The organism is Luteirhabdus pelagi (assembly GCF_016827595.1).
GTDB classification, from domain to species: domain Bacteria; phylum Bacteroidota; class Bacteroidia; order Flavobacteriales; family Flavobacteriaceae; genus Luteirhabdus; species Luteirhabdus pelagi.
Genome location: NZ_JAECMS010000005.1, coordinates 76,293 through 99,987 on the forward strand (window position 1 = coordinate 76,293; position 23,695 = coordinate 99,987).

The window sequence follows — 23,695 nt, forward strand, 5'->3', positions numbered from 1 at the left end:
TTTTACTTTTCTGATAGCTTCGTTTCAATATGCCTCCATATCATAGCAACCGATTCCTCTACAGAGGTTTCAGAAGTATCGATACGTACATCGGGATTTAACGGTGGTTCATACGGGGCATTAACACCCGTAAAATCTTTAATCAGACCTTTTCTTGCTTTTGCATAAAGCCCTTTTACATCCCTTCTTTCGCATTCCTCTAAAGGGGTATCTACAAAAATTTCGACAAAGTTAACATCTTTAACCGTCTTTTTGACCTTTTCGCGATCCTTTTTATAGGGAGACACGAATGCTGAAAGCACCACTAAACCAGCGTCTACCATCAAATTTGATACCTCAGCGATCCGTCTAATATTCTCGGAGCGATCCTCTGGAGAGAATGTCAAGTCACTGTTCAGTCCTTTCCGAACATTATCGCCATCTAAAGTGTAGGTGTGAATTCCTTTTTTCTGAAGTGTTTGTTCCAATGCATTAGCGATTGTCGACTTTCCAGATCCCGATAAGCCGGTAAACCACAATAACATGCCCTTATGCCCCATTAGCTCGGCTCTCATAGTTCTGTTTACGCTAAAATTGTGCTTTATGATGTTTTCTTCCATATCCTTATTTTTTTCTAAAAAGAAAACCCCTAATCTTCCCCAATGGGATTTTTAACCAAAATCGCTCATGAAAATAATACAATATAAACTTAGTTAAAAGCTCTGAAAGTGCTATAAGTAACGCAATTTCGTCGAAGTTTTCTAAGATCGCTCCAGAAATTATAAAGGTTCCTGTAGTCGCAATTATGCGCCATACTATCGTTTTATACAATACGGTCCTGGATTCGGTGTTTTTTCCCTTCAAAGCTCCCTGCCACGCCCTTTCGTGAACATAATAGATTCCTAATTTAATCAGGAATTCGGCAACACCAATTTTCATGGCATTATCAACACTACATCTTCCAGCTAAGCATGTTATAAGAAGTACTATAAGTATGGTATCTATGGTGGCTACAATTCGCCATGATACGCCCTTCAAAATACTGCGGTAATGCGATTCGCTTTTGTAAGCTGTCAAGAGGCTAATTTCTAACGGTTACCAAGAAGTGTGGATTCAGTAAATTTTCCTTATTATACTGTAACGGAACATTTTTCGGAACTGTATTTACCAAAACACCTACAGCTTCGCAAATTGCTTGTCCCGCAGCAGTGTCCCATTCCATAGTAGGAGCAAATCGAGGATATATGTCTGCCGCTCCTTCCGCAACTAGACAAAACTTTAAGGAGCTTCCAATCGAAACCATCTCTACTGCCCTCTTCTCAGCCATATCATTTACAAATGCTTTAGTCTCTTCATTCAAATGCGACCTGCTTCCCACAATCTTAGTAGTTGTTGTTTGCGATCTTTTTGGACGAATGGCCTCAGCGCGCTCGATAATACTAGAAACAGTTTCTTTGGCATCTTTCACTTCAACCTTATAAGATGCGGAACTATTATGATCGGTGAAGTATAGTATTTTGCTAACGGGAACAAAAATCACCCCCAGTTTTGGCTGGCCATTTTCAATAAGCGCAATGTTGACCGTAAATTCCCCATTGCGTTTTATGAATTCCTTTGTTCCGTCTAAGGGATCTACAATCCAGCACTTTGTCCAACCCTTTCTTTCTTTGTATGAAGTTTGCTTGCTCTCTTCACTAATAATTGGAATTCCCGTTTCACTTAGAAAAGAAACGATACGATCGTTTGCCATCTTATCGGCTATTGTAAGCGGTGAATTGTCGTCTTTTTCAACTATCGTAAAATCGTCTTTACCATAGACCTCCATGATATCATCTCCAGCCGAAATTGCTGATTTTACCGCAAGTTTTAAAAAGGATATATCCATGTAAATACTTATTTCTTCAAATAGGCTTTAACCTCTGGATAAAATTGTTTGAAAAGTATAAATGTCAAGCCCATCACAAATCCTATTACTATAAATACGAATATTATAAGGATTTTGTTGGGTGCACTAGGTTCATTTGGAAGTGTAACAGGCTTTAAGGTCGTAAAGACAGGGGTATCTTGTTTAACTTTTAACTTAGCGTTTTCCAATTCCCCGGATAATTGAATATAAAGATTGTACGCCAAGTCATATTCATCTTCCAATTGCTTAGCTCTATTCTGTGAAATGGCAGTAATAATATTCTTATTGCGATCATTAAATGCCGCTAGTTGGCCTCTCTTACTGAAATAGCTCTCTTCCGCCTCTTCATAGCGCTCCTGAATATATTCCAGTTCTTGTTTGGCTTTCTGAATATTGTAGTTTAGTACAAACTCTTGCAACAGCTCTTTTGTTTTCTGCGTTATCTGTGCAGAAACGTAAGGGTCGCGCATGGTAGAAGAAATTTCGATGTAACCTTCATCTTCGTTAATTGCAATGAACAATCTATCGTATAAGCATTCCAGCAATTTTTTCTCCGAAGAATCAATACTATAAATGGCAGAATCATTTTTAACTTTTGGGACCGTGGCTTTCTTCTCGGAAGAAAAACTTTTACTCAATGTCCCTGGCAAGCCAATTGTGTATTTCTTAATAGCCTGGAGTGTCGATTTCGATTCTACCTCTTCAATATAATAGGAAAGCGGCACACTGTCTTTTTCCTTAAGAGTGATTGGCATTTTCAGCAACTCTTTCTGAAAAGGGGCACTTTTTATAATGATTGGATATTGAACAGGGTATATTAGGTTTTCATTTGAACCACCAATATCCAAACCTACTAAAGCCGCGATTCCACTAATTTTTTTTCCAATTTTTTTCTCGGAAGAGATTTGGGAAATAAAATAGGTTGAGGAGCTGTATTGTTTCGGACTTAACATTGCGAAAATAATTCCCAACACTAAGAATACAAGCACAAAGACTATAATCTTCTTTCTTTTGGAATATAAAAGAGATAAGATCTCTTTGGTTTCAATTGATTGAAGCTGATTTTTACTCATTATTGCAGTAATCTATCAATTAATAAGCCTAGGGTGGTCAGACCGGTACTAATACCGACAACTTCTTGAGCAGAAATCTTGTTTCGATCCTCCGGCTTTTGAGGAACCAATATTACAGCTCCAGGTCTAAGCTTTGGATAACTTCTGAAAAATAAAAACTGTTTAGTAGATGCAATATCGCCATTGGCATACACCACATAGGTTTTATTCTTTTTAGCATCGGTTGCAAAGCCACCAGATTTATCGATATAATCGCGAAGGCTGTAGGATTTGTCGAACCGAACCAAGGAAGGTGCCAATACTTCGCCTTCTACCTTAACCGTTTCTTTAAGGGAAGGAATAATGAGTCGGTCACCATTTTTCAAAACCATGTTGTATTTTGAACTTGGTTCCTCCAGAATTTTTTTTAAGTCAATTCCAACCCTGAACTCACGCTTATTCCTAATGTCTTCTTCCTCTAGTTCAGTATCATCGTTTAAATTGTTAAACGTAACTTCCTGACCTTCGGCTTTATAAAATGGATTTAGTCGTACCAATGTAGCGCCTTGTACGAAAGCATATGGCGACAGTCCACCAGCGAGTTCAACCAAATCAGAAATTTTGGCGTTTTTATTTTCAACGACATAAGCACCAGGATAATTAACCTCGCCGTTCACCATCACATTTTTTTCATCGGAGACTCCTCTCAAATAGCGTACGGAAACCCTATCGCCAGGCCCTAATATAAAGCTTTCGCCGCCCTCTAGTTCCAGTGTACCATTAGCACTAATATTGAAGCTCTGGGAAAGGGTTTCGAACTCATTGTCGGTAACTTTTCGGAAAACATCGATTTGGTTAACATTTGCTCCTTCTTGAAAACCTCCCGCCATAATAACCAGATCTTCTATAGACAGGCTTTCAATATAAGGAAAACTACCAGGGCTATTAACCGCCCCGTTGATGCTAACCATCCGTTCCTCTTGTAAATCGTATTTATTAAAAATCTTTACACGGTCATCTGGCTTAAGGGGTAAATTCATATTACCGCTTATAACATCTCTAATGGAAAACGCGGTAACACTTTCGGTAACACCATCCTCTGTACTGTACAGCAATCCTCTTTCCAGAAAGGCATCATCTTTAACCCCCGCGGCTTTTTCAATTAAATCTTCAACTGTAAGTCCCTCCGTATATTCGTATGTGCCAGGCCGATAAACAGCACCTTCAATTCTGATTCTATTTTCAAACTTGTCGATTATTTGCCGGACATTAATAATATCACCATCCTGTAACGGAATAGTATTGGCGTTCTCTACAATTATTTCACGGATCACTTTACGGTCGCCCTGAATGCGCTCCAAAACAACACGCTCCTTATATGCATTAGACGTAAAGCCACTGGTAAATTTCAGCAAATCTGAAAAGCTTTCATCGGGCAGTAATTCAAAAATGCCTGGTCGTTTTACTGCACCTGTAATGGTTACTCTCGATACATAAGGCTGCACGATAATGATATCTTGATCTTGAAGGGTTTTATTACCTTCCTGTGAGCCATTCACTAAATAATCATATATATCGAAGAAAACTATCTCTTCACCATTTCTAACCAATTTCACCTTTCTCATGGTTCCCTGTTTAGTGGGACCTCCTGACGCATATAAAGCATTTAAAACCGTAGAAAGCGCACTAAGATTATAGGTACCAGGAACTTCTACCTGTCCGATAATATTTACTTGGACAGTCCTAACGCTAGAAAGCGCTACGTTTACAAAAACCTTGTAAGGACTGTTGTCGGAGGCATTGATTCCCGCATAGATTTGCTTTAATCGCGATCGAACTACTTCTCTCGCTTCTTTCATCGTAAAACCACTAACAAATACTGGTCCTACAGTCGGGATACGGATGGCTCCTTCTCGGTTTACCTGAAGTGTATAGTTATTTTCCGCAGCACCCCAAATATTTACAACAAGCTCATCGCCAGGGCCAAGCTCGTAATTGGCAGGGGTAGCCAGATTCTGATTCGGAGAAAAACTTATATTGGGATTATTAAAAAAATCGTAACCGAACAATGCGGCGGTATCTGTTTTTTCTTTCTTTTGGACTAATACTGGCTCCTGCCCCATTTCATTGGTCGAGTCGATTGCCAATTCATCTTGCGTTACCGTAACGTTTTCACCAACAGAACTATCAGTTTGAATCCTTCGCAATCGTCGTTCGAACTTCGCTATTTTCGAAGCGGAAACACCTTTTGCAACAGCAATGGTCTTTAGCTGTTCCAACGTATATCCCTCGGCCTTTGCTTGCTCCCAGTATTGCATGATCTGTGCATCTGAGAGATCGTCAACTTCAGTATTCATCAAGTTCGAGGGAACCTGTGCAAATGCTACACTTCCAATCATCAGTAAAACCAGCAAACTTATGTTTGTTAGTTTTTTAAAAAATAACTTCATTAGGTTGTTCTATTTGCTTTACCGGAGCGATACTCTATATCGACAACGGTGGTGTAATAATTGCGCAAAGATAACCAATTATAGTATAGTTAGTAATAGGAATCAAGACTAAATCCTAAGAGTATCTCATACGATTGAGGACTTCTACGTTAAAATAAAACTAAACTATCACTTTTCATTGCATTCACTCGTCCTCCCCGCTATCTTTGTGTTAAAACATACAACATGAGCTATTTAAATCTAGATAAGGCAAAAATAAATGATACTGCCAGTGAACTTAATATCCTCTTGGCAGATTATCATTTGTATTACCAAAAGCTACGTAACTTTCATTGGAACATCGTAGGTAGAAATTTCTTCGACCTTCACGAAAAGTTTGAAGAAATGTACGATGATGCAAAATTGAAAGTTGATGAAATCGCAGAGCGTATTCTAACCCTTCGCTATCAGCCCATTAGTAATTATTCGGATTATTTAAAGCAATCGAATCTTAGCGAATCACCCTCTCGGACAAAAGACGAGGAAATGGTGAAAATTTTATTGGAAGACCACGGTAAGATTTTAATCCAAATGCGAAAAGTTATCGAAAAAGCTGAAGCGGCAGGCGATGAAGGTACCATCGATATGATTGGCGCATACATCGGCGATATCGAAAAAATAAGTTGGATGCTTGATGCATGGACCATGAAACCATCCGATACGCACCCAACAACCTAATAGGTACTAGACATAAACAGCCAAGGCCTGTCGTTATCGACGGGCTTTTTTTATTTCTAAAAGTCGAACCCTACCCCTACTGTAATACGTGTTTCCTCTGGCGACCAAAACGCACTGGCAGTTGTTGTAAAGCCACCACTACCGTGAATCCAAAGTCCACCGCCAACATCACTGTGCCATACATCGGAATTCCGAGCTGGTATCCACACACGGCCTAAATCGGTTCCGGCATATAAACCTATCTGAATCGGTTTGACACCAATATTAAAATCGTCGAAACTATAACGAACATCGGCACTTCCTACCAACATCGATTTTCCACTAAAACGTTCTTCACGAAAAGCACGTAAGCCTGTATTAGCATCCAACACAACCGCTTGATAAAATTCAAATCGGTTGCCAAAATTAAACTGACCGCGAATTTGGGTTTTCAAAATCCATTTCTTGTTAGTGGTTAAGCTATTATAAAACCCTAATCGTGTCTTTAAATAACCAAAGGTTCTTTGTAAGTCGTCAAAATTTCCAGTCGCACCAAGGTTTAAATCGAACATCATCCCGATGGTCGGATTACGGGAATCATCGAAACTGCGGTAGTTGTAAATACCCTCCAAGGTTCCAAAATAATCGGTCTCGTCAAGTTCAACAGTGGCTTTTGGGTTTACCGATGCGGGCATCGGACTTTGAAGCGTGATGGCTTCAAAAACACCCTGTAATTTATAAAAGGAACCAAAATTTGAATTCTTCAATAATCCGCCTTTAGCACTGATGGTTTGCACCTGAACGCGGTTGGCGTCCATACCACCTTCATCTTCCAGGTTTGGCGATTCATTTCCGTATCCAAAGTAATTCACGGTATAATTAGGACTGGTAAACCGAACCCCATACGAAAGATTTTTATCGTTTACGATATTAGCAATTTCACCCTCATAATTGACATCAAAACTTTCAGTATCCCAATAATACGCAGCATTCAGCACATGTTTTTGAGAGAAAGGATTTCGTTGAAAACTATTGATCTGGTAAATATACTGTGCACCCGTTCTAAAACCGTCATCAGGATTGTATCCCAAAGCTCCGGCATAGGCGTGAACGCGTTCAATTTGCTTTCTATAATCGAAGGTGTTCAAATTATAGACATCGGTTAATCGAAGATTTCCTCCATCGCGCTCTTCAATGGTATTCGGTAACGACTCATGGTCGTACACCTTCACTCGATCGCCATTCTTCAGACGATAGATATCATTCCCCAGACCACCAATAATTCTTGTAAAAATGGGTTGCCCAGCGTCGCCAGTGACTTCAAAAATGTCTTCCCCGTCGAGTCCATACACCCAAATTTCCTTGGTATCCTTGCTCAAGAAAGTACGGTCGCTGACCAACATTCCTTTGTCGTCGGCTGGAAACGTATAATTTTTCACATTCGTTTTCCCGTCACTAAAACGGGTAATGACAAAAAAATCAGCCTTTTCTGTCCCCATAACAATTTGCAAACTCGATAGAAAATCATAATAACTATCGGCTGCTTCAACCAACTTATCCCTACGCTGTTTCAATGTTGAAATTAAATTTTGCAGGGATTCACTTTGCACTTCCGTAGGCACCTTGGTGAACGCTGCTTCAATTATGCTATCACTCAGTTGCATTTGAATGAATTCGGCTCCTTGTTTCCAATCGCTTCTAACAGATTGTTCCAATAAGGCTCGGTCTAACACCACTCCTTCTTCATTAAACCAACGCAAATTGTTGAAATTTTCACTATACACCTGACGCTGGTAACTTCTACCAAAAATACTACGGGCTACATCAAAAATAGAGCCCTCGAAACTAGAAAAGGCATCGTCGCGATGTAACGGAATGGGCACCAAGTAAAGCGTTTCATCGCTATTCGCATATTCAGCCCAACGCCAATGGTCTTTTTCACGGTCCCAATCGCCAACCAACATATCGAATAGTCGAGACCGGATATAATTTTGCTCGTCAACCAATACCTCCCGACCCTTTTTCAATTTGGTCAGAATATCGTCTGTGGTTTCAATAAGGTCTGGATATTCAAATAACGGCTCATCTTTGCCACTTTCAGAAGGTGCTTTGGAAAGCATATAAAGCTCATCGCCAAAGTTTTCGTTGTAACCACCCAATCGCGATTGTTTCGGAATGTAGAAAAGTTCCGATTCATTGTGAAAAATATCTACCGCTTCGGCTAGGGTCGGCAAGGCAAGCGCCGCATACGGGTGTGTTGCCGTGTAGAAATCTACATCGAAACTTCCTTTCGGAATTGTATTCGAATCGTCGCTAGTAGTTTCCTCTTCCTTTCCTTCTTCTTCAAAAACCTTTGGTTGTGAAATATCGAGTACGCCCTTCTTCAAAGACCGCATTCTATATTGATTTCCTTCCGAATCCTTCAACAACAACACATTGTATTGTTCATTTCCTGTCTTACGAACTACTTCCAACCCACCATAAAGGGTATCTAACAATGCAACTTTTGCAGTTACGGGTGTTGTATAATCGCTTTGGTATTTCCTTCCCCAAACAGTGGTAAAAAAGAGCGACTGACGTAAGGAGTCGGGACGATACACCGCAGCTTTTTCGGTTACAGGGAAGGTGTCGGGATCAACCTCAAGTGCGAAGGGTTCAGGTTTCTCGAAAACAGGTTTCTCATATAACAGTTTCGGTTTCTTCTGACCATCATCACCATAAAAACGAACGTAGGAAGAGCCATCATCGAATAAATCGAGTACTGCAAATCCTTGTCCGCCGTAACTAAACAATCCATGCTGTCCCAATGCGGCAAAGGAATCCTTGGCGCCACTTCCCGAAACGATCTGTATAAGTCCAGCATCCGTTTCATGATATTGAAGCGTATGTTCATGACCAGAAGCAATAACTACCTTTCCGTGTTTTTCTGCCAATGGTGCCAAACGGTTCATCAGCTTATTCGTAAGCTCGTTATATCTGTCCTGTACCGAAACGCCTCCCTGAGCACGAATTTGAGCAACCAATGATGCTAAAATCGGTAAGGGAAATTTTGATTGTGTTGGGTATAAGTGTTTTTCTAAACTGAAGTAACCGCCATGACTACCATTCGTAAACATCGGGTGATGCATGGCGAAAACGATTGTTTTGTTTTTATTCTTTTCGAATTCATTTTCCAATTCAATAAAGAATTTATCGCGCGACTTTATCTCGCAGCCATCGTTTATTTCTGGGTGAAGGTTCCAATCCTCCAAGTACCATTGGGAGTCGATGATAATTAATTGGACATTTGGTGAAACCGAGTAGCTCACTAATGGACATCCGTCCTGTGGCTGAAGTCCTTCTTCTGAAAGGTGTTTGGCAATATACTGCTGCTCACGATACAAACCCTCCAATCCATTCCAATACCAATCATGGTTGCCAGGAATGATATAACTTGTCCCATCGAAATTTTCGAGCGATTGAAATTGGGCATCCATATAATGCTCGCTAAAGGGTCGTTCTGGATCGCCTTCTGGCGGCATCCCATTATCATAAATATTGTCGCCCAAAAAAATCGCATAGTCATCCTTGGTATCCTCATCCTTCAAATACTCCCGAAAGAGAATTAATCCAGTACTCATACCATCCATAGGCGAAATACCAGCATCTCCAATCAAATAAAATGTTTTTTCGAGTTGCTTCCCTTTGGAAAATTTATCGAACCCATCTTCAGAAATAATACTTCCTTCCTCCGTTCGATATTGTGGCTCATAGGTAGCACAGCCTACCAATATTAGCAGACAACAAATTGACCAAAAGGACTTCATAGACATGTTGAATTCTTCTATAATGAAACGGCTACACGAAACGAAAATTGGATACCTTCATCGGAGGTAAAGACATTTACCGTTCCGCTGGCCAAGTTCGCAGCATTAATCCATATTCCGCCACCATAGGAAGAGTGCCATTCGTCGGACATATCGTTAGGCACCCAAACGCGACCCACATCGTAGCCTCCCAATACGCCGATCTGAATAGGCGTTAAGGCAGTTCTGAAACTCGGGAAACTATAGCGAAGATCGGCTTGACCCGCCAGCGCACTTTCGCCCGTAAAACGATCTCGTCTATAGCCGCGCAAACCGTAGTCGCGACCTAATTGCGCCGCCTGATAAAACTCATAGCCATCACCAAAGTTAAACTGTCCCAAGGCGGTGGTTCGCAAAACCAACTTTCTATTTTGTGAAATAGCATTGTATAAGGTGAACTGTGGCTTCACATAGGCAAAAGGTTCTTCATCGGTGATATTCTGGGTCGCATTTGCTTCCAAATTGAATTCCATTCCGCGTGTTGGATTGGCTTTACTGTCGAAACTATCATAGATATAGGTTCCCGTTGCCGTAGCAAAGGATTTGGTTTCATCCAATTCGATGGGTGGGTTTTGTGAAATGAAGCGTCCTTCGGTATCCTCTACTTCATATGCTTGATAGCCTAGCATAAATTTGAAGGTGCTTCCATAGTTACCATCTTTCTTAATTCCGAAACTTCCGCCATACCCACCAATTCGTACACGGTTGAAGTCACGATCGAAGCCGTCTTCATCATCTACATTGATGGTTTCATTTCCAAAACCAAAGAAGTTCTCTGCAAAATTCGGATTTCGGAAGTTACCACCGATTAAAAAGTTCCAATGGCCAAAGATATTGGCAAATTCTCCTTGGTAGTTCACATTAAAACTCTGCGTCGCAAAATAATATCCAAAATTGAAACGGTGCTGCTGCTTAAATGGATTCTCTTGAAAACCGTTAATCGTTAATACATCGGTAACTCCAATTAAAAAGCCATCGTCTGGATTGAAACCTACGGCAGGCAACAATAAATTCGTCGTTAAGTTTTGCTTCAGGTAATCGTACCGATTAAATGAATGGTTATCGGTAATCCTAAAAGCTGCACCGCCTTTTTCCTCGATTGTGTTGTCTTTCGATTTCTGATCGTAAACCTTTATTTTTCTACCGTTTTTAATACGATATATATCGTTGTTCAGGCCACCGATAATTCGAATAAAAATAAGGTTATCGCCTTCCCCTTCTACTTCAAATACATCATCGTCGTCTAATCCATATAGCCAGATTTCATCTGTATCTTCACTGGTATACACTCTATCGATTAACACCTCACCTTTTTCGCCATCCTTGATACGCCATCCTTGAATACGCGTTTCCCCATTAGGCATTCTGGTAACGGTAAAATGGTCGTCCTTATCGGTTCCGGTGATGGTTTGTTGCTTTGAGAAATAGTCATAGTATTCTTCTGCAATCTTCACAATATTATCGCGTCGACCACGCAATTTTTCCTTTATATCGGCAGCGGTTTCATCCTGAACCTCTTTTGGAAGTTTGCTGAAGGCTTCTTCAATGACTTCATTCGTAACGTTGTTTTTGATGAATTCAGCTTGTGCGATCCATTCTTCTCGTCCATAGTTTTCAATAAAAGCCTTATCCAGTTTTATTCCAGCGGTATTGAACCATTTCGTGTGCTCTAGTTCTTCACCATACACCTGAAACTGGCGTGCGGTGCTAAATATCGTTCGTACGGCATCTAACAGTCCGCCATCGAAATTCGCATATACCTGATCGCGGTCTCTTGGAATTGGCTTATAGATTTTGTCACCATTTTCATCCTCCTGAAGTGCCCAGCGCCATTGGTCGTTATGACGGTCCCAATCGCCAATAAGCATATCGAAAATACGCGCTCTGATATAGGCTTTCTGGTCTACTTTATTTTCTTCATCGGCGCGAACATCGTATAACATATCGTCGGTACTGATAATATCCTCGGCATACGCGAAGGTTGGTCCATCGTACTCTTCGTCAGGGCGTTCTACTATCATATAGAGTTCATCGCCATAGGTTTCATTAAATTTTCCAAGCGCTTTTTGTTTGGGGACATAAAACAATTTGGGGTTTGTATGAAAAACATCGGCCGCATCGGCTAGGTCTGGAATGGTAAAGGCACCGTACGGATGTGCAGCCGTATAGAAGTCTAAAATCAAATCTTCGGGTAAGGTATTTCGGAAATCGCTTTCAATTACCTTATCCTTTACGATTACCGTTTGCAGAAACTGCACTGCACTTTTACGTAGAGCTCGCATGTTGTAGTCGCGGCCACCTCTTCCTTTTAATCGGAGTGAAACCGTTTGGTGACCACCACCAGCGCGTTTCACCTCTAATCCACCATACAAAGTATCCAAATCCACTACCGGAGCCGTCACTTTCGTTCCGTATACCTTACGATAATGCTGTCCCCAGACTGTTTTGAAAAAACCGGTTCTATCTACTAGGCTATCAGGATAGACAGAAGCTTCCATGGTTTGTGGAAAGGTATCCGGTAAGTTGGAAACATCGTATGCTTCAACAGGTTCGATAATTTGTTTTTCGAAGAGGATTTCAGCTTCACCGGCATCATTCACCCCAAAAAAGGTAACGGTAACCGATTTGTCATCGCCTACAAATATCTTTGAGAATCCTTCTTTTCCATAGCTAAATTGTCCAAAACGACCCAAAGCAGCTGCTGTGGTTTTCCCAACTGCACCGCTAATGACCTGCTTTGCAATTGGGCTTTCTATATATTGGAGCGATTGCTCATGTCCCGAAACAAATACCAAGTGTTCATGATCCTTTGAGAGCACTTCAATCCGGTCCATTAACTCATTATAGCGTTCGTTATAGCGGTCTTTAGGTGAAATGGCGCCCTGCGACTGGATTTGCGTGTACAAGGTTGCTGCTCCAGGAAAGGGAGGAAATAATTGTCTGGATGCAGAAAACTTTCCACCATAATAGCCATTTGTATACAGCGGATGCTGCATAGCGAAGATGATCGTTTTCTCCTTATTCTTTTTTAATTCCCCTTCAATCTCGACAAAGAATTGGTGACGCGTCGTAATCTCTTCACACTTATCATTCATTTCAAGATTGTCGTCCCAATCCTCCAAGTACCATTGCGTATCGATAAGCAGCAGCTGAATATCTTTAGTGAAGTCTAGACTTTTCAACGGACAGCCATTGTTTGGCTCCAACACATCGTCGTCTTCATATATATCTTCATATCGATCCTTGAGAAAATCTTCAACATCCTCAAGCCCATCGACACCACCGTTCCATTCGGAAGTACCTGGTACCACATACAAACGCGCATCGCCCTTTGGCAATAATGCTTCACTTAAATTGTTAGGCTCAAAATTATTTCCGAGATACAATACCACATCATCTTCGGTAGCATATTCAGTAAGGTAAGAATTGAACGCTTCACGAACCTTTGATTGCCTATTGTTTGCTTCCTTTATACCATTTCCGAAGAGATAAAAAGTTGTTCCATTTTTACCCTGAACGGTTGAAATACTTGGGTTGGAAGTTTGATTTGAATATTGGGGTGAATAAGTGGCGCAGGCTGAAAATAGAAGCGTTACGACAAAAGTTATAGTGATGTTAATTTTTTTCATAAATAGAGTAAAGCGTATATTTTTCGTACTTTCATTCAACAAAAATTCTTTATGAGCGACCTAGTTGAAGCGACCGATAAATTTGTAATGGAGCTGTTTAAAGAGAAGCTTCCCTCGAGTTTCGTATATCATAACTACACGCACACAAAGCGGGTATATAAAAGTATAAACGAAATAATTGAACACTCCCAAATTTCTGTTAAAGATGCGGAAGCACTAAGGTTAGCAGCACTTCTACATGATACGGGCTATACGGTGAAGCATGACGGCCATGAAGAGGAAAGCGTAAAAATCGCTACCGAGTTTTTGGAAGGTAAGGATGTGGATCAAGAAACCATCAAGACGGTCAATAAATGTATTCGCGCTACCAAATTTAAGGATACCACTCCGGAGGATGAACTGGAAGAAATTATTCGTGATGCCGATTCATCACACTTTGGAAAAGATTATTTTAAGGAAGCTAGCGAATTTCTTCGACAGGAGCTGATCGCCCAAAATCTAAAGAACTATACCCCGCAGGAATGGCGCGACGAGAATATCGATATGCTTATCAACGAGCATAAATTTTATACAGATTATGCTATTAAAAATTGGCAACCCGAAAAGCAGGATAATCTAGCGTCGTTGGTTAAAAAGCGTAAAAAGTTTAAGAAGAAGATTGATAAGGAGCGCATGAAGGCTCAAATGAAAGTGAAGTACAAGGACAAGAGTGCCGACCGTGGAATTCAGACCTTTTACCGAACCGCCCTTCGAAATCACATCAAACTTAGTGATATTGCTGATACCAAGGCGAATATATTGCTTTCGGTGAATGCGATTATCATTTCATTGGTACTATCGAATCTGCTTTCAAAATTGGATAATCCTACCAACGATTACCTGATTATTCCAACCGCAATTTTTGTGATGTTTAGTGCCATAACAATGATTCTTTCGGTAATTGCCACCCGACCGAATGTAACTAGGGGTGAATTCACCAAAGAGGATGTTGATAATAAAAGTGTCAACTTAGCTTTCTTTGGAAACTTCCACCGTATGGAACTCGACCAATATATGTGGGCTATTGAAGAGTTATTGAAGGACCGTGACTATGTGTATAAATCGCTTACGAAGGATTTATACTTCTTGGGAAAGGTATTGGATCGGAAATATCGCATTTTACGATGGACGTACACTATTTTCGTACTAGGTACGATGATTTCCATCATCGCGTTTGCGGTATCCTTTTACTTCGGTGGTGGAAGGGTAGCCTAATCGGCCAACTCCTCTAGCAATTCATCATACGTATAGTATTCTTTCTTTGAAGAACCTTTGCTGTACAATAAACTGACGCGAATCGCTTTTAACCCTGTAACACCTTGAAGGTCTTCCAAAGAAACTACTTCCACATCATCCTTTAGCTGTTTTTTGTGCTGAAGGAATTCGATATACTGAAGGTATTCTTCTTCATCCTCTTTTTGGGAATAGACAATCGTAATTTTTCCAGGTTGCGTGACGCGTTCTTCAGTGCCCTTGATATTTGCCTTATCGACTCGTTTTTTCACAACTTCATAACGAGCATTATACGTACCATCTACGTCGAAACGCTTTTCGTCCATTCTGAAACGAAGCGATAAAGCACCGTTGAATACCAAAATCATGGAAGCGACCTCTAATTGAATCGGCAATCCACTTCGCAATTGATAATAACTATTTTCCATTTCGCACATCACCTGAAGCTGCCATAGGCGAAGGTTATTCAAATAAACCTTATGGAAGCTCTTCTGTTTCGTGATGGATTCACCGATATACAGATTGTGCTCTACCCCATCGGTCTTAAACCGTTCGAAGTAGTGCGGATACATTTGCTGAGCTGCTACCTGTTGTTTGTCCAAAATAGAGGCAAGCCTTTTGTTTACTAACATCACGGTTTCATCGTAATCTTTCCGGTGTTTGTAAGTAAGGCCTGTGTTGCGATCGACTAACTCGTAATACTTATCAATTTGCTTTTTAAGGTCTTCGTTTTTCTTCGCCAAATGTCCGAACATCGGAATGATTTCGGTACGAAGGAAATTATACACCCGACGTTCACTATCTACTTGCAGTTCCGATTTCAATTCCTCCAAAAACTTTGTCACTCGAAAATCGACCTGTTCATACACAGGCAATTCTTCAATATCAGAAATTTTCTTTATGATTTTCCGAACATGCTTCAGTTGAAGCAATAAATCCTTTTTGGTCGCTTCATTTCTCGCAGAAGAAGATTCCTTAATGTCGATTTGTCCGTATAATGGATAGACATCTTCAAAAACCACCCCACGATAGTACGCCGGCGTTCCCGACTCGCGAAGGTTGAAATATCGTTTCGCTTCTTTTCTAAATTTCCAGTGAACGCTCGGGTGAATAGAAGTACATTCATCCTGAATAATCAGTTCGAGGTCATTGTCAAGCTGCTGTTTTGCGCGAACAACGGCATCGACCAAAAACGGCATAACGTCATCGAGTTTATTCGCGTTAATGGAGTTTAGGGCATTCACCTTTTCTGAAGTAATCTCTAAGACCCCTAATACAGCATTGTATTGGGTGATTGCCACGAAAATAGCACTCTTGATTTCCTTTTCCTTCAGCTTTTTGTAGAGCACATTCTTAGGGTACATTTCATGGTAGCGATCTACATTGCTGATGGTGTAGTAACCTTTTTTCTTGAAAAGCGCATAATGCGAGGCGTCGCATAACGACTTCTTACTCGATTCGCTGTTTTTGTCACCCAACAAGACACTTTCAAAATTTTTACTTGCAGGGGTTTCAAAAACATCGTCTTCAGCGTTATAATCAACAAAACCAACCTCCAATTCCTTCAACTGAAAAATAGACTGGAAAACTTCCTGAAAATCGTTGTGCATGGTAAGCTTACTCTCCTCTCCTTTCAACAAATGCGTTTTGAAATCGGATATAGAGGCATCCATCGTTACGTTGAACATATTGGCGATAACAAAACCGTTCAGTTCCCAACTATGTGGTGGAAACTTTTCCTTCCATAGCGCCACATTGTCATAACTGTCCAATAATTCGGCTATATCTTCCTCGGTAATTTTGGGTGCTTCTTCAGAAGGTTTCAGTGAAACAAAATCGGCATTATATAACAGACGATACGTTCGCATCATACCCTTTGCATTGGGAATTCTGTAGTATAATGGTCGGCTAAAGTCGGTTTCATACCCATAATATACTTTCAGAATGATATTACAGGCCATGATATATTTTTGATCGTCGGTGAAATCGGCCAACTGAGGCAGGTAATCTTCCCCCGCAGCCTTCAGGATATTCTTAAAACGATCGGTAGATTCAATCACAAGATCCAAAAAGGGAAGCGTCGCAAATTTAATTTCATTGGATTGCAGCGCGGTTGGAAATAATTCCAACATTACAAAATCGATGTGCTCTTGATGTTCCGAAAGCTTGTCCAAGTCGGAAAAGCCTTCTTCAAGAATTGGATTCGATTCGGCCATATCCAGCACAGCCTGCATATGATGCTTCGCTGCACCATTTTGGGATGGGATTCGCTTTCGATAGGCGTCGAAAAGCTTTTTAAATCCAACTTTTACGTGAAAAGGAAACTCTTTTTTATTCATGTTCCAATGCTTCAATTCCTATGGATAAATGTACGTAATAAAGATACGCAAGGCCTTGATATTACTATTATTAACATATATTTGAGGAATTCTCTTTTTGATAGGCCAAAATATCGTCTATTTTTGTCGCTTAAATAAACAAAACTTTACATAATGAAGTCAGTTGCGCTTTCTATTCTAACATTTCTTTTACTTCTTACCGCTTGTAAGGAAAACACCAATACTTATACGCTCTCCGGTACTGCCCAAGGGTTTGAAAACGATACCGAAGTATATGTGTATGGCATCATGGAAAGTCGTCAACCTTCCATTATCGATACCCTTACCGTTTCCAATGGTACCTTTGAAGGTGAATTCGATAAGCTAGACCAAGCTGCTGTGCATTACCTACAGTTTCAAAACACCAAAGGTAGCGTGGTTTTCTTTCCAGAAAATGAAGATTTGAAAGCTACTATTTATAAGGATAGTATTTCCGCTTCCTATGTTGAAGGCAGCAAGCAAAACGATGCTTTTCGCGATTTCACCAATGCCATGCGCGACTTCAACGAAAAGAAACAATTGAATATTGAAAAATACCGACAAGCGCAGAAAGAACAGGATAACGCTACAATTGCTACTATTCGAAATGAAAACATGGCGATACTGGAAGAGGAGAAAGCGTATAAGCGTGACTTCATCGAAAACAATAAAAATTCATTGTTCTCTGTAATGCTATTATCTGAAATGTTAGGTAGAAAAGAAATTTCTACGGAAGAAGCAGGTGAAATCATTGAAACCCTTTCACCAAAAGTTTCCGCTTCACCCCTTACCGATAACTTGAGAACGTCTCTAGCAAATCTGAAAAAAGCTGATGTAGGATCAACAGCACCGAACTTTTCAGCCCCAACACCAGATGGCGAAACCTTAGCCTTGAATGATGTGCTCGGAAAATATACCATCATCGATTTTTGGGCGTCTTGGTGTAAGCCTTGTCGTCGTGAAAACCCTAATGTGGTGCGTGTGTATGAAAAATACCATGACAAAGGACTAAACATTATCAGCGTTTCCTTAGACCGACCTGGCCAAAAGGAACGTTGGCTTCAAGCCATTGAAGATGATAACATGGACTGGTACCATGTTTCAAACCTACAGTTTTGGCAAGATCCGATTGCGCAGCAATATAGCGTGCGCTCGATCCCCGCAACCTTCCTTTTGGATGAAAGCGGAACGATCATCGATAAAAACCTTCGTGGACAGGCGTTGGAAAACAAGATGGCTTCTTTATTGGGAAGCGAATAAACGTCTTAGTTTAGTTCGAAGCGAACATTCACTTTTACCTTAATTTCCAACTCACCGGGAGCGATAGGCGCTTGACCGCCACTAGCATCGCTTTCGGTTACAGCCATGGCTCGGTACATCGGTTGTGGATAATTCGGTGAAGATGAAAACTCGCTGATGGAAACCGCTTTCCCGATAGATTGGTCCAATACCGAAGCATAATCGGTAGCGCGCTGCTTGGCATCCATAATCGCCTTGGTTCTTGCTTCCCGTTCCATTTCTTCCTGGTTGGATGAAGCAAAGGAAACGCCGTCGATTCGGTTGATACCGCTTTGCAACAAGCCATTCATCAAGTCTTCATATTTTTTTAAATCCCGTAGCGTAATGGCTATCGACTGATTGGCGCTATACGAATAGGACTTTTCGTTGTAGTTATAATTTTTATTCAGGCGAATATATTGCGTTTGGATATCCTTATCGGCAATATTCATGCTCTTGATAAATTTAATTACCTCCGAAACGGTCTTATCGTTCTGCTGCTTGACAAGCGTTGCGTTCTTTCCAGTATTTTCAACCCGAACCTGAATTTCGACTTTATCGGGAACGACCCGAACGGTTCCTTCTCCGGTAACATCTACTGTTGGTATCATTTGTTGCTGTTGTTGTGCGTTGGTGCTCATAACGATGACTAATGCGATGAAAGTGACTATTTTGTTCATACGGTTTGTTTTTAAATTTTTCCCAGTTTATGCAATGCAAATAAGAGGCCAATGGGAATAGCCAATACGATTACGATCCAAAGCTGTGTTTCAAATAAAATTGGCGCAAAGGCGAGGGTAATAACATATCCTGCAATCGCACCTCCGAAGTGGGCGTCGTGACCAATATTTCCCAACCGGCGTTTCATTCCGTAGATGGAATAAAGCAAATATCCCAATCCGAAAATCCAAGCTGGAATCGCAATAGGTATAAAAAATAAGTACAAGCCCATATCGGGATAAAAAAGAATGGCCGAATATAGAATTCCGGTCACTGCACCACTAGCTCCCACAGCACTGTAGTGAAACTCATCGCGATGGAAGTAATAGGAAAGCAGGTTCCCAACAATTAAACTCGCCAGGTATAAGGCTACAAACTTCACCACTCCTACGGAAGCAATGACCACATTGGCAAAAAAGTAGAGCGTAAGCATATTGAAAAGAAGGTGAGCAGTATCAACATGCAAAAATCCGGAACTAAACATCCGAATCTGTTCGCCGCGTCGGATGGCGGCTACATTAAACTTATACTTTTCAAAAAATGAGAAATCGTTAAAACCTTTGATCGAAATCAGTACATTGGCTGCAATAATGACGATGGTCGCTATGTGAAGTTCTGGCATATTCGTTCAATCGTTAGAGTGCCATAAATTTAATTAGTTTTGCGGTAAATTTGCGTATGCAGCGATTCCTTTATATTCTTCTTTATCCAATTCTTTGGTGCATCTCCGTGCTACCGTTTTGGTTGCTGTACGCAAAGTCAACCGCGCTGTACATAATTACCTATTATTTAATTGGCTATCGAAAAAAAACAGTTAAAAACAACTTAAAACTCGTCTTCCCAGAAAAGTCGGATCAAGAACGAAACATCATTGCCAAAAAATTCTACAAGCATCTTTGTGATATGATTTTTGAAACAATCAAGAGCTTGACCATTTCAGAAAAAACCATCGAGAAACGGTTTGTCTATACAAATACAGAGCTTCTAGATTCCTATTATGAAGAGGGTAAAAGTGTTTTATTGATGTGTGGCCACTATGCAAACTGGGAATGGAGCGGAATTCTAAATCGAAAGGTTGCCTTTACCTCCTATGCCGTCTATAAGAAATTGGACAATCCATATTTCGACCGTTTGGTTCGGAAAACACGGGAACGGTTTGGAGCCAGCATTGTAACCAACAAAAAGATAGTACCCCTACTTTATCGTCAGGTAAAGAAAAAGGTACATACCTTAACGCTTATTCTCTCCGATCAAACCCCAAAACGCAACGCATACAAATATCGTGATACCTTTATGGGCATCGATGTACCCATGTTCACCGGAACTGAGGAATTGGCCGAACGCCTAAATTTCAGCACAGTTTACCTAAAGGTTGAAAAGGTTAAAAGAGGATATTATAAAGCTACGCTGGTTCCCCTTTCTGACGATTATCCTGATCATTCAAAATTTGAAGTGACCCGCCGCTTTTTTGATGAAATTGAAAAGCAAATCAGGGAAGAACCTGCCTACTACTTATGGTCGCATAAACGCTGGAAACATCGCAGGGTCTAACAGCTGAACCAATCTTTCTGTAAAGGAGTAATAGTTTCTGAAGCTTCAGAACTATGCAAATAGCGACCGTTTTCATACCGGTACTCTTTAGCCCAATCTTCATGGTTTTCCGCTAAAGTATCCAAAGAATCGCAGATATACTCCATTTCAGCATTTGTCGTAGTAGGATGAAATGAAATCCGGATCCATCCCGGTTTTTCATGGCTCATGCCGCAGGAAATTTTCTCGATAATCGCATCAGAGGTTTCACGATTTATTTCCAAAAGATGGTGACCATACGTTCCGGCGCAACTGCAGCCGCCTCGTGTTTGAATTCCAAACCGATCGTTCAATAATTTAACCGCTAAATCGTGATACAATCCTTTCACTGTAAAAGAAACTACCGCAAAGCGCTCCGTATGGTTTCCTGCTAAAATAGAAATCGAATCATGATGTTGAAACCGCTTAAAAAACTGAGCCAACAATTCCTCTTCCCGTTTCAAAATATTATGGGTACCCATCTTCTCTTTTAATCGGATGGCGAGTGCTGCTCGAATAACTTGTAAGAAACCTGGAGTTCCACCATCTTCCCTACCTTCGATATCATCCATATACTTATGAAGTCCCCAAGGCGTGGTCCAATCAACAGTTCCACCGCCGGGACAATCGGGTACCGAATTTTTATACAGCGATTTGTGAAAAACCAAAACCCCACTACTTCCTGGGCCGCCCAAAAACTTATGGGGCGAAAAAAAGACCGCATCCAATTTTTCGGAAGGGTCATTAGGGTTCATATCAATATCGACATAGGGCGCCGAACAGGCAAAATCGACAAAACAGAAACCATTATTTGCATGTGCAAGCTTCGCAATTTCATGATAGGGCGTTTTAATACCCGTTACGTTCGAACAGCCGGTAACGGAAACTATTTTTAAGGGTCGGTCGTTATATTCCTCTAATAGGTCTTCCAAATTATGCAAGCAAAAGAGCCCTTCTTCATTACAAGGAACCACCTTTACCTCCGCCAAGGTTTCCAACCATGACGTCTGATTGCTATGATGTTCCATATGTGAAACAAATACCACAGGCCGCTTTTCCTTCGGAAGGCTAACACGATCTGTAAATTGTTCTGGAACACGAAGGCCCAAAATACGCTGTAACTTATTAATCGCACCCGTCATTCCCGTAACCGTCGTAATCAAGATATCATCGTCACCAGCATTTACATGGTTTTTGATGATACTTCTAGCTTCTTTATAGGCATGGGTCATCGTAGTTCCGCTTACCGTTGTTTCGGTATGGGTATTGGCTACAAAAGGTCCAAATTGATATAATAATTTCTCCTCTATCGGTCGATAGAGTCGCCCGCTAGCGGTCCAATCGGCATAGATGATTTTCTTGGTTCCGTAGGGACTATCAAATTCCTGATCGATTCCAACGATATTCTCACGGAAGGACTGGAAATAGGATTCTAATGAAGTCTCTTCGACCACGGCGGGCTTTTCCATGTTAGTTGATTTAGCCCTATAAAAATACAGATTATTTTGAAGCTAGCTCCTGAAGCTCTTTCTTAAATCGCTCTCCTAATTCGTCGGCTTCTTTCTGAGTAGGGGCTTCCGTGTAAATCCGGATAATTGGTTCTGTATTCGATTTCCGAAGATGAACCCAATTGTTTTCAAAATCAATTTTCACGCCATCGATGGTAGTCAACTGTTCATTTGGATAGGTTTCTTCCATTTTCTTCAAAATACCATCAACATCAAGTCCCGGTGTAAGCTCTATTTTTTTCTTCGCCATAAAATAAGAAGGATAGCGTTTCCGAAGTTCGCTAACAGCGATTTTCTCTTCGGCTAAATGACTTAAGAACAAGGCAATTCCTACCAAACTATCGCGTCCGTAATGCAACTCAGGATAAATTATACCGCCGTTTCCTTCTCCACCAATCACTGCATCGGTATCCTTCATTTTTTGAACCACATTTACTTCACCTACAGCACTGGCTTGATAACTTCCATTATGCTTCTCGGTAACATCGCGAAGCGCTCTTGAAGATGACATATTGCTTACCGTATTCCCTGGAGTTTGCTGCAACACATAATCGGCTACCGCTACCAAGGTGTATTCTTCACCAAACATCTCTCCTTTTTCATCTACAAAGGCCAGTCGGTCTACATCGGGATCGACCACAATCCCGAAATCGGCATGTTCATCAACTACCGCTTTCATCAGATCGCCCAAATGCTCTTTTAAAGGCTCTGGATTATGCGGAAAATGACCTGTAGGATCGCAGTATAGTTTTACAGGTTCCACATCAAGGGCTTCCAGCAGTAGAGGAACGGCAATTCCACCAGTAGAGTTTACCCCATCGACCACAACTTTAAAGCGGGCTTTCTTGATAGCGTCTGTCTTCACCAACGGAAGGTTTAAAATTTCTGCGATGTGTAAGTCAATATAGGCATCGTGACGCGTAACCTTACCAAGGTCGTCTACTTCAGCAAAAGAAGTATTCTGTGCTGCAGCGATATCGAGGATCTGCTGACCTGCTTCGGCGTTCAAGAATTCACCATCTTTATTCAGCAGTTTTAAAGCGTTCCATTGTTTCGGATTGTGACTGGCTGTTAGGATAATCCCTCCATCGGCATGTTCCATCATAACGGCCATTTCAACAGTTGGGGTGGTAGAAAGTCCTAAATCGACAACGTGAATGCCCATTCCAACCAATGTATTCATCACCAATTGCTGTATCATTTCACCTGAAATACGCGCATCGCGACCTACAACGACTCTATATTCATCCTTCTCGCGTTGTTGCTTCACCCACGTTCCATACGCTGAAGCATACATCACCGTATCGATTGGCGTTAGGTTGTCGCCCTGCTTCCCGCCGATGGTTCCTCTAATTCCTGATATTGACTTGATTAATGTCATCTGCAAATTTTTATGCAAAGATAGTTTTTTAAAAAGCTTTTGAACGTTAGGAT

Annotated in this window: 16 protein-coding genes; 4 read left to right on the forward strand and 12 right to left on the reverse strand. The window is 41.0% G+C overall.

Going from position 1 to position 23,695, the window contains the following annotated elements; all coding sequences use genetic code 11:
• Positions 1-2: 2 nt before the first annotated feature.
• Genes cysC through I4Q58_RS12870 form a run of 5 tightly spaced genes read right to left on the reverse strand, consistent with a single transcriptional unit; the run spans position 3 to position 5,387 of the window.
• Positions 3-599, reverse strand: a complete 597-nt coding sequence (gene cysC / locus I4Q58_RS12850; RefSeq protein ID WP_203296300.1) for an adenylyl-sulfate kinase — start codon at positions 597-599, stop codon at positions 3-5.
• A 4-nt stretch (positions 600-603) separates the two neighbouring features.
• Positions 604-1,056: a DUF2061 domain-containing protein gene (locus tag I4Q58_RS12855; protein WP_203296301.1), complete on the reverse strand. Its 453-nt coding sequence runs from the start codon at positions 1,054-1,056 to the stop codon at positions 604-606.
• 4 nt (positions 1,057-1,060) lie between these two features.
• Positions 1,061-1,864 (reverse strand): 3'(2'),5'-bisphosphate nucleotidase CysQ, encoded by an 804-nt coding sequence (cysQ, locus tag I4Q58_RS12860; RefSeq protein WP_203296302.1) that lies wholly within the window; start codon positions 1,862-1,864, stop codon positions 1,061-1,063.
• An 8-nt stretch (positions 1,865-1,872) separates the two neighbouring features.
• Positions 1,873-2,958 carry a Wzz/FepE/Etk N-terminal domain-containing protein gene (locus I4Q58_RS12865; RefSeq protein WP_203296303.1) on the reverse strand — a complete coding sequence of 362 codons (1,086 nt, stop codon included), beginning with the start codon at positions 2,956-2,958 and terminating at the stop codon, positions 1,873-1,875.
• Positions 2,958-5,387 (reverse strand): SLBB domain-containing protein, encoded by a 2,430-nt coding sequence (locus tag I4Q58_RS12870; protein WP_203296304.1) that lies wholly within the window; start codon positions 5,385-5,387, stop codon positions 2,958-2,960. Before I4Q58_RS12870 ends, I4Q58_RS12865 begins: the two co-directional genes overlap by 1 nt.
• A 225-nt stretch (positions 5,388-5,612) precedes the next feature.
• Between I4Q58_RS12870 and I4Q58_RS12875 the strand changes: the two genes are divergently transcribed.
• The gene (locus I4Q58_RS12875) at positions 5,613-6,104 is read left to right on the forward strand and encodes a Dps family protein (RefSeq protein WP_203296305.1); all 492 of its coding nucleotides are present in this window, start codon (positions 5,613-5,615) and stop codon (positions 6,102-6,104) included.
• Positions 6,105-6,160: 56 nt separating this feature from the next.
• On the opposite strand, the gene I4Q58_RS12880 is transcribed toward I4Q58_RS12875, so the two are convergent.
• Together I4Q58_RS12880 and I4Q58_RS12885 are read right to left on the reverse strand one after the other, a co-directional pair.
• Positions 6,161-9,889: a metallophosphoesterase gene (locus I4Q58_RS12880; RefSeq protein WP_203296306.1), complete on the reverse strand. Its 3,729-nt coding sequence runs from the start codon at positions 9,887-9,889 to the stop codon at positions 6,161-6,163.
• Between the two features lie 17 nt (positions 9,890-9,906).
• Positions 9,907-13,557: a BamA/TamA family outer membrane protein gene (locus I4Q58_RS12885; RefSeq protein WP_203296307.1), complete on the reverse strand. Its 3,651-nt coding sequence runs from the start codon at positions 13,555-13,557 to the stop codon at positions 9,907-9,909.
• A gap of 51 nt (positions 13,558-13,608) precedes the next feature.
• Here I4Q58_RS12885 and I4Q58_RS12890 point away from each other — a divergent pair, with 51 nt between their 5' ends.
• A complete protein-coding gene (locus I4Q58_RS12890) occupies positions 13,609-14,811 on the forward strand; it encodes a Pycsar system effector family protein (protein ID WP_203296308.1) in 1,203 nt (400 codons plus the stop codon).
• Here I4Q58_RS12890 and I4Q58_RS12895 read toward each other — a convergent pair.
• The gene (locus I4Q58_RS12895) at positions 14,808-17,168 is read right to left on the reverse strand and encodes a GAF domain-containing protein (protein ID WP_203296309.1); all 2,361 of its coding nucleotides are present in this window, start codon (positions 17,166-17,168) and stop codon (positions 14,808-14,810) included. The two genes, I4Q58_RS12890 and I4Q58_RS12895, sit on opposite strands and share 4 nt — an antisense overlap.
• Positions 17,169-17,321: 153 nt before the next feature.
• Between I4Q58_RS12895 and I4Q58_RS12900 the strand changes: the two genes are divergently transcribed.
• On the forward strand, positions 17,322-18,446 hold the full coding sequence (locus tag I4Q58_RS12900) for a TlpA disulfide reductase family protein (RefSeq protein WP_203296310.1): 1,125 nt from the start codon (positions 17,322-17,324) through the stop codon (positions 18,444-18,446).
• A gap of 5 nt (positions 18,447-18,451) precedes the next feature.
• On the opposite strand, the gene I4Q58_RS12905 is transcribed toward I4Q58_RS12900, so the two are convergent.
• Both I4Q58_RS12905 and I4Q58_RS12910 read right to left on the reverse strand, forming a co-directional pair.
• Complete coding sequence (locus I4Q58_RS12905) at positions 18,452-19,144, reverse strand: SIMPL domain-containing protein (protein ID WP_203296311.1); 693 nt, start codon at positions 19,142-19,144, stop codon at positions 18,452-18,454.
• 11 nt (positions 19,145-19,155) lie between these two features.
• The gene (locus I4Q58_RS12910) at positions 19,156-19,806 is read right to left on the reverse strand and encodes a rhomboid family intramembrane serine protease (protein WP_203296312.1); all 651 of its coding nucleotides are present in this window, start codon (positions 19,804-19,806) and stop codon (positions 19,156-19,158) included.
• A gap of 56 nt (positions 19,807-19,862) precedes the next feature.
• On the opposite strand from I4Q58_RS12910, the gene I4Q58_RS12915 reads away from it, so the two are divergent.
• Positions 19,863-20,735, forward strand: coding sequence for a lysophospholipid acyltransferase family protein (locus I4Q58_RS12915; RefSeq protein ID WP_203296313.1), 873 nt, complete (start codon positions 19,863-19,865; stop codon positions 20,733-20,735).
• On the opposite strand, the gene I4Q58_RS12920 is transcribed toward I4Q58_RS12915, so the two are convergent.
• Positions 20,732-22,222 (reverse strand): aminotransferase class V-fold PLP-dependent enzyme, encoded by a 1,491-nt coding sequence (locus tag I4Q58_RS12920; RefSeq protein WP_203296314.1) that lies wholly within the window; start codon positions 22,220-22,222, stop codon positions 20,732-20,734. The genes I4Q58_RS12915 and I4Q58_RS12920 overlap by 4 nt on opposite strands.
• Before the next feature lie 31 nt (positions 22,223-22,253).
• Positions 22,254-23,642 (reverse strand): phosphoglucosamine mutase, encoded by a 1,389-nt coding sequence (gene glmM, locus I4Q58_RS12925; protein WP_203296315.1) that lies wholly within the window; start codon positions 23,640-23,642, stop codon positions 22,254-22,256.
• Positions 23,643-23,695: the final 53 nt, after the last annotated feature.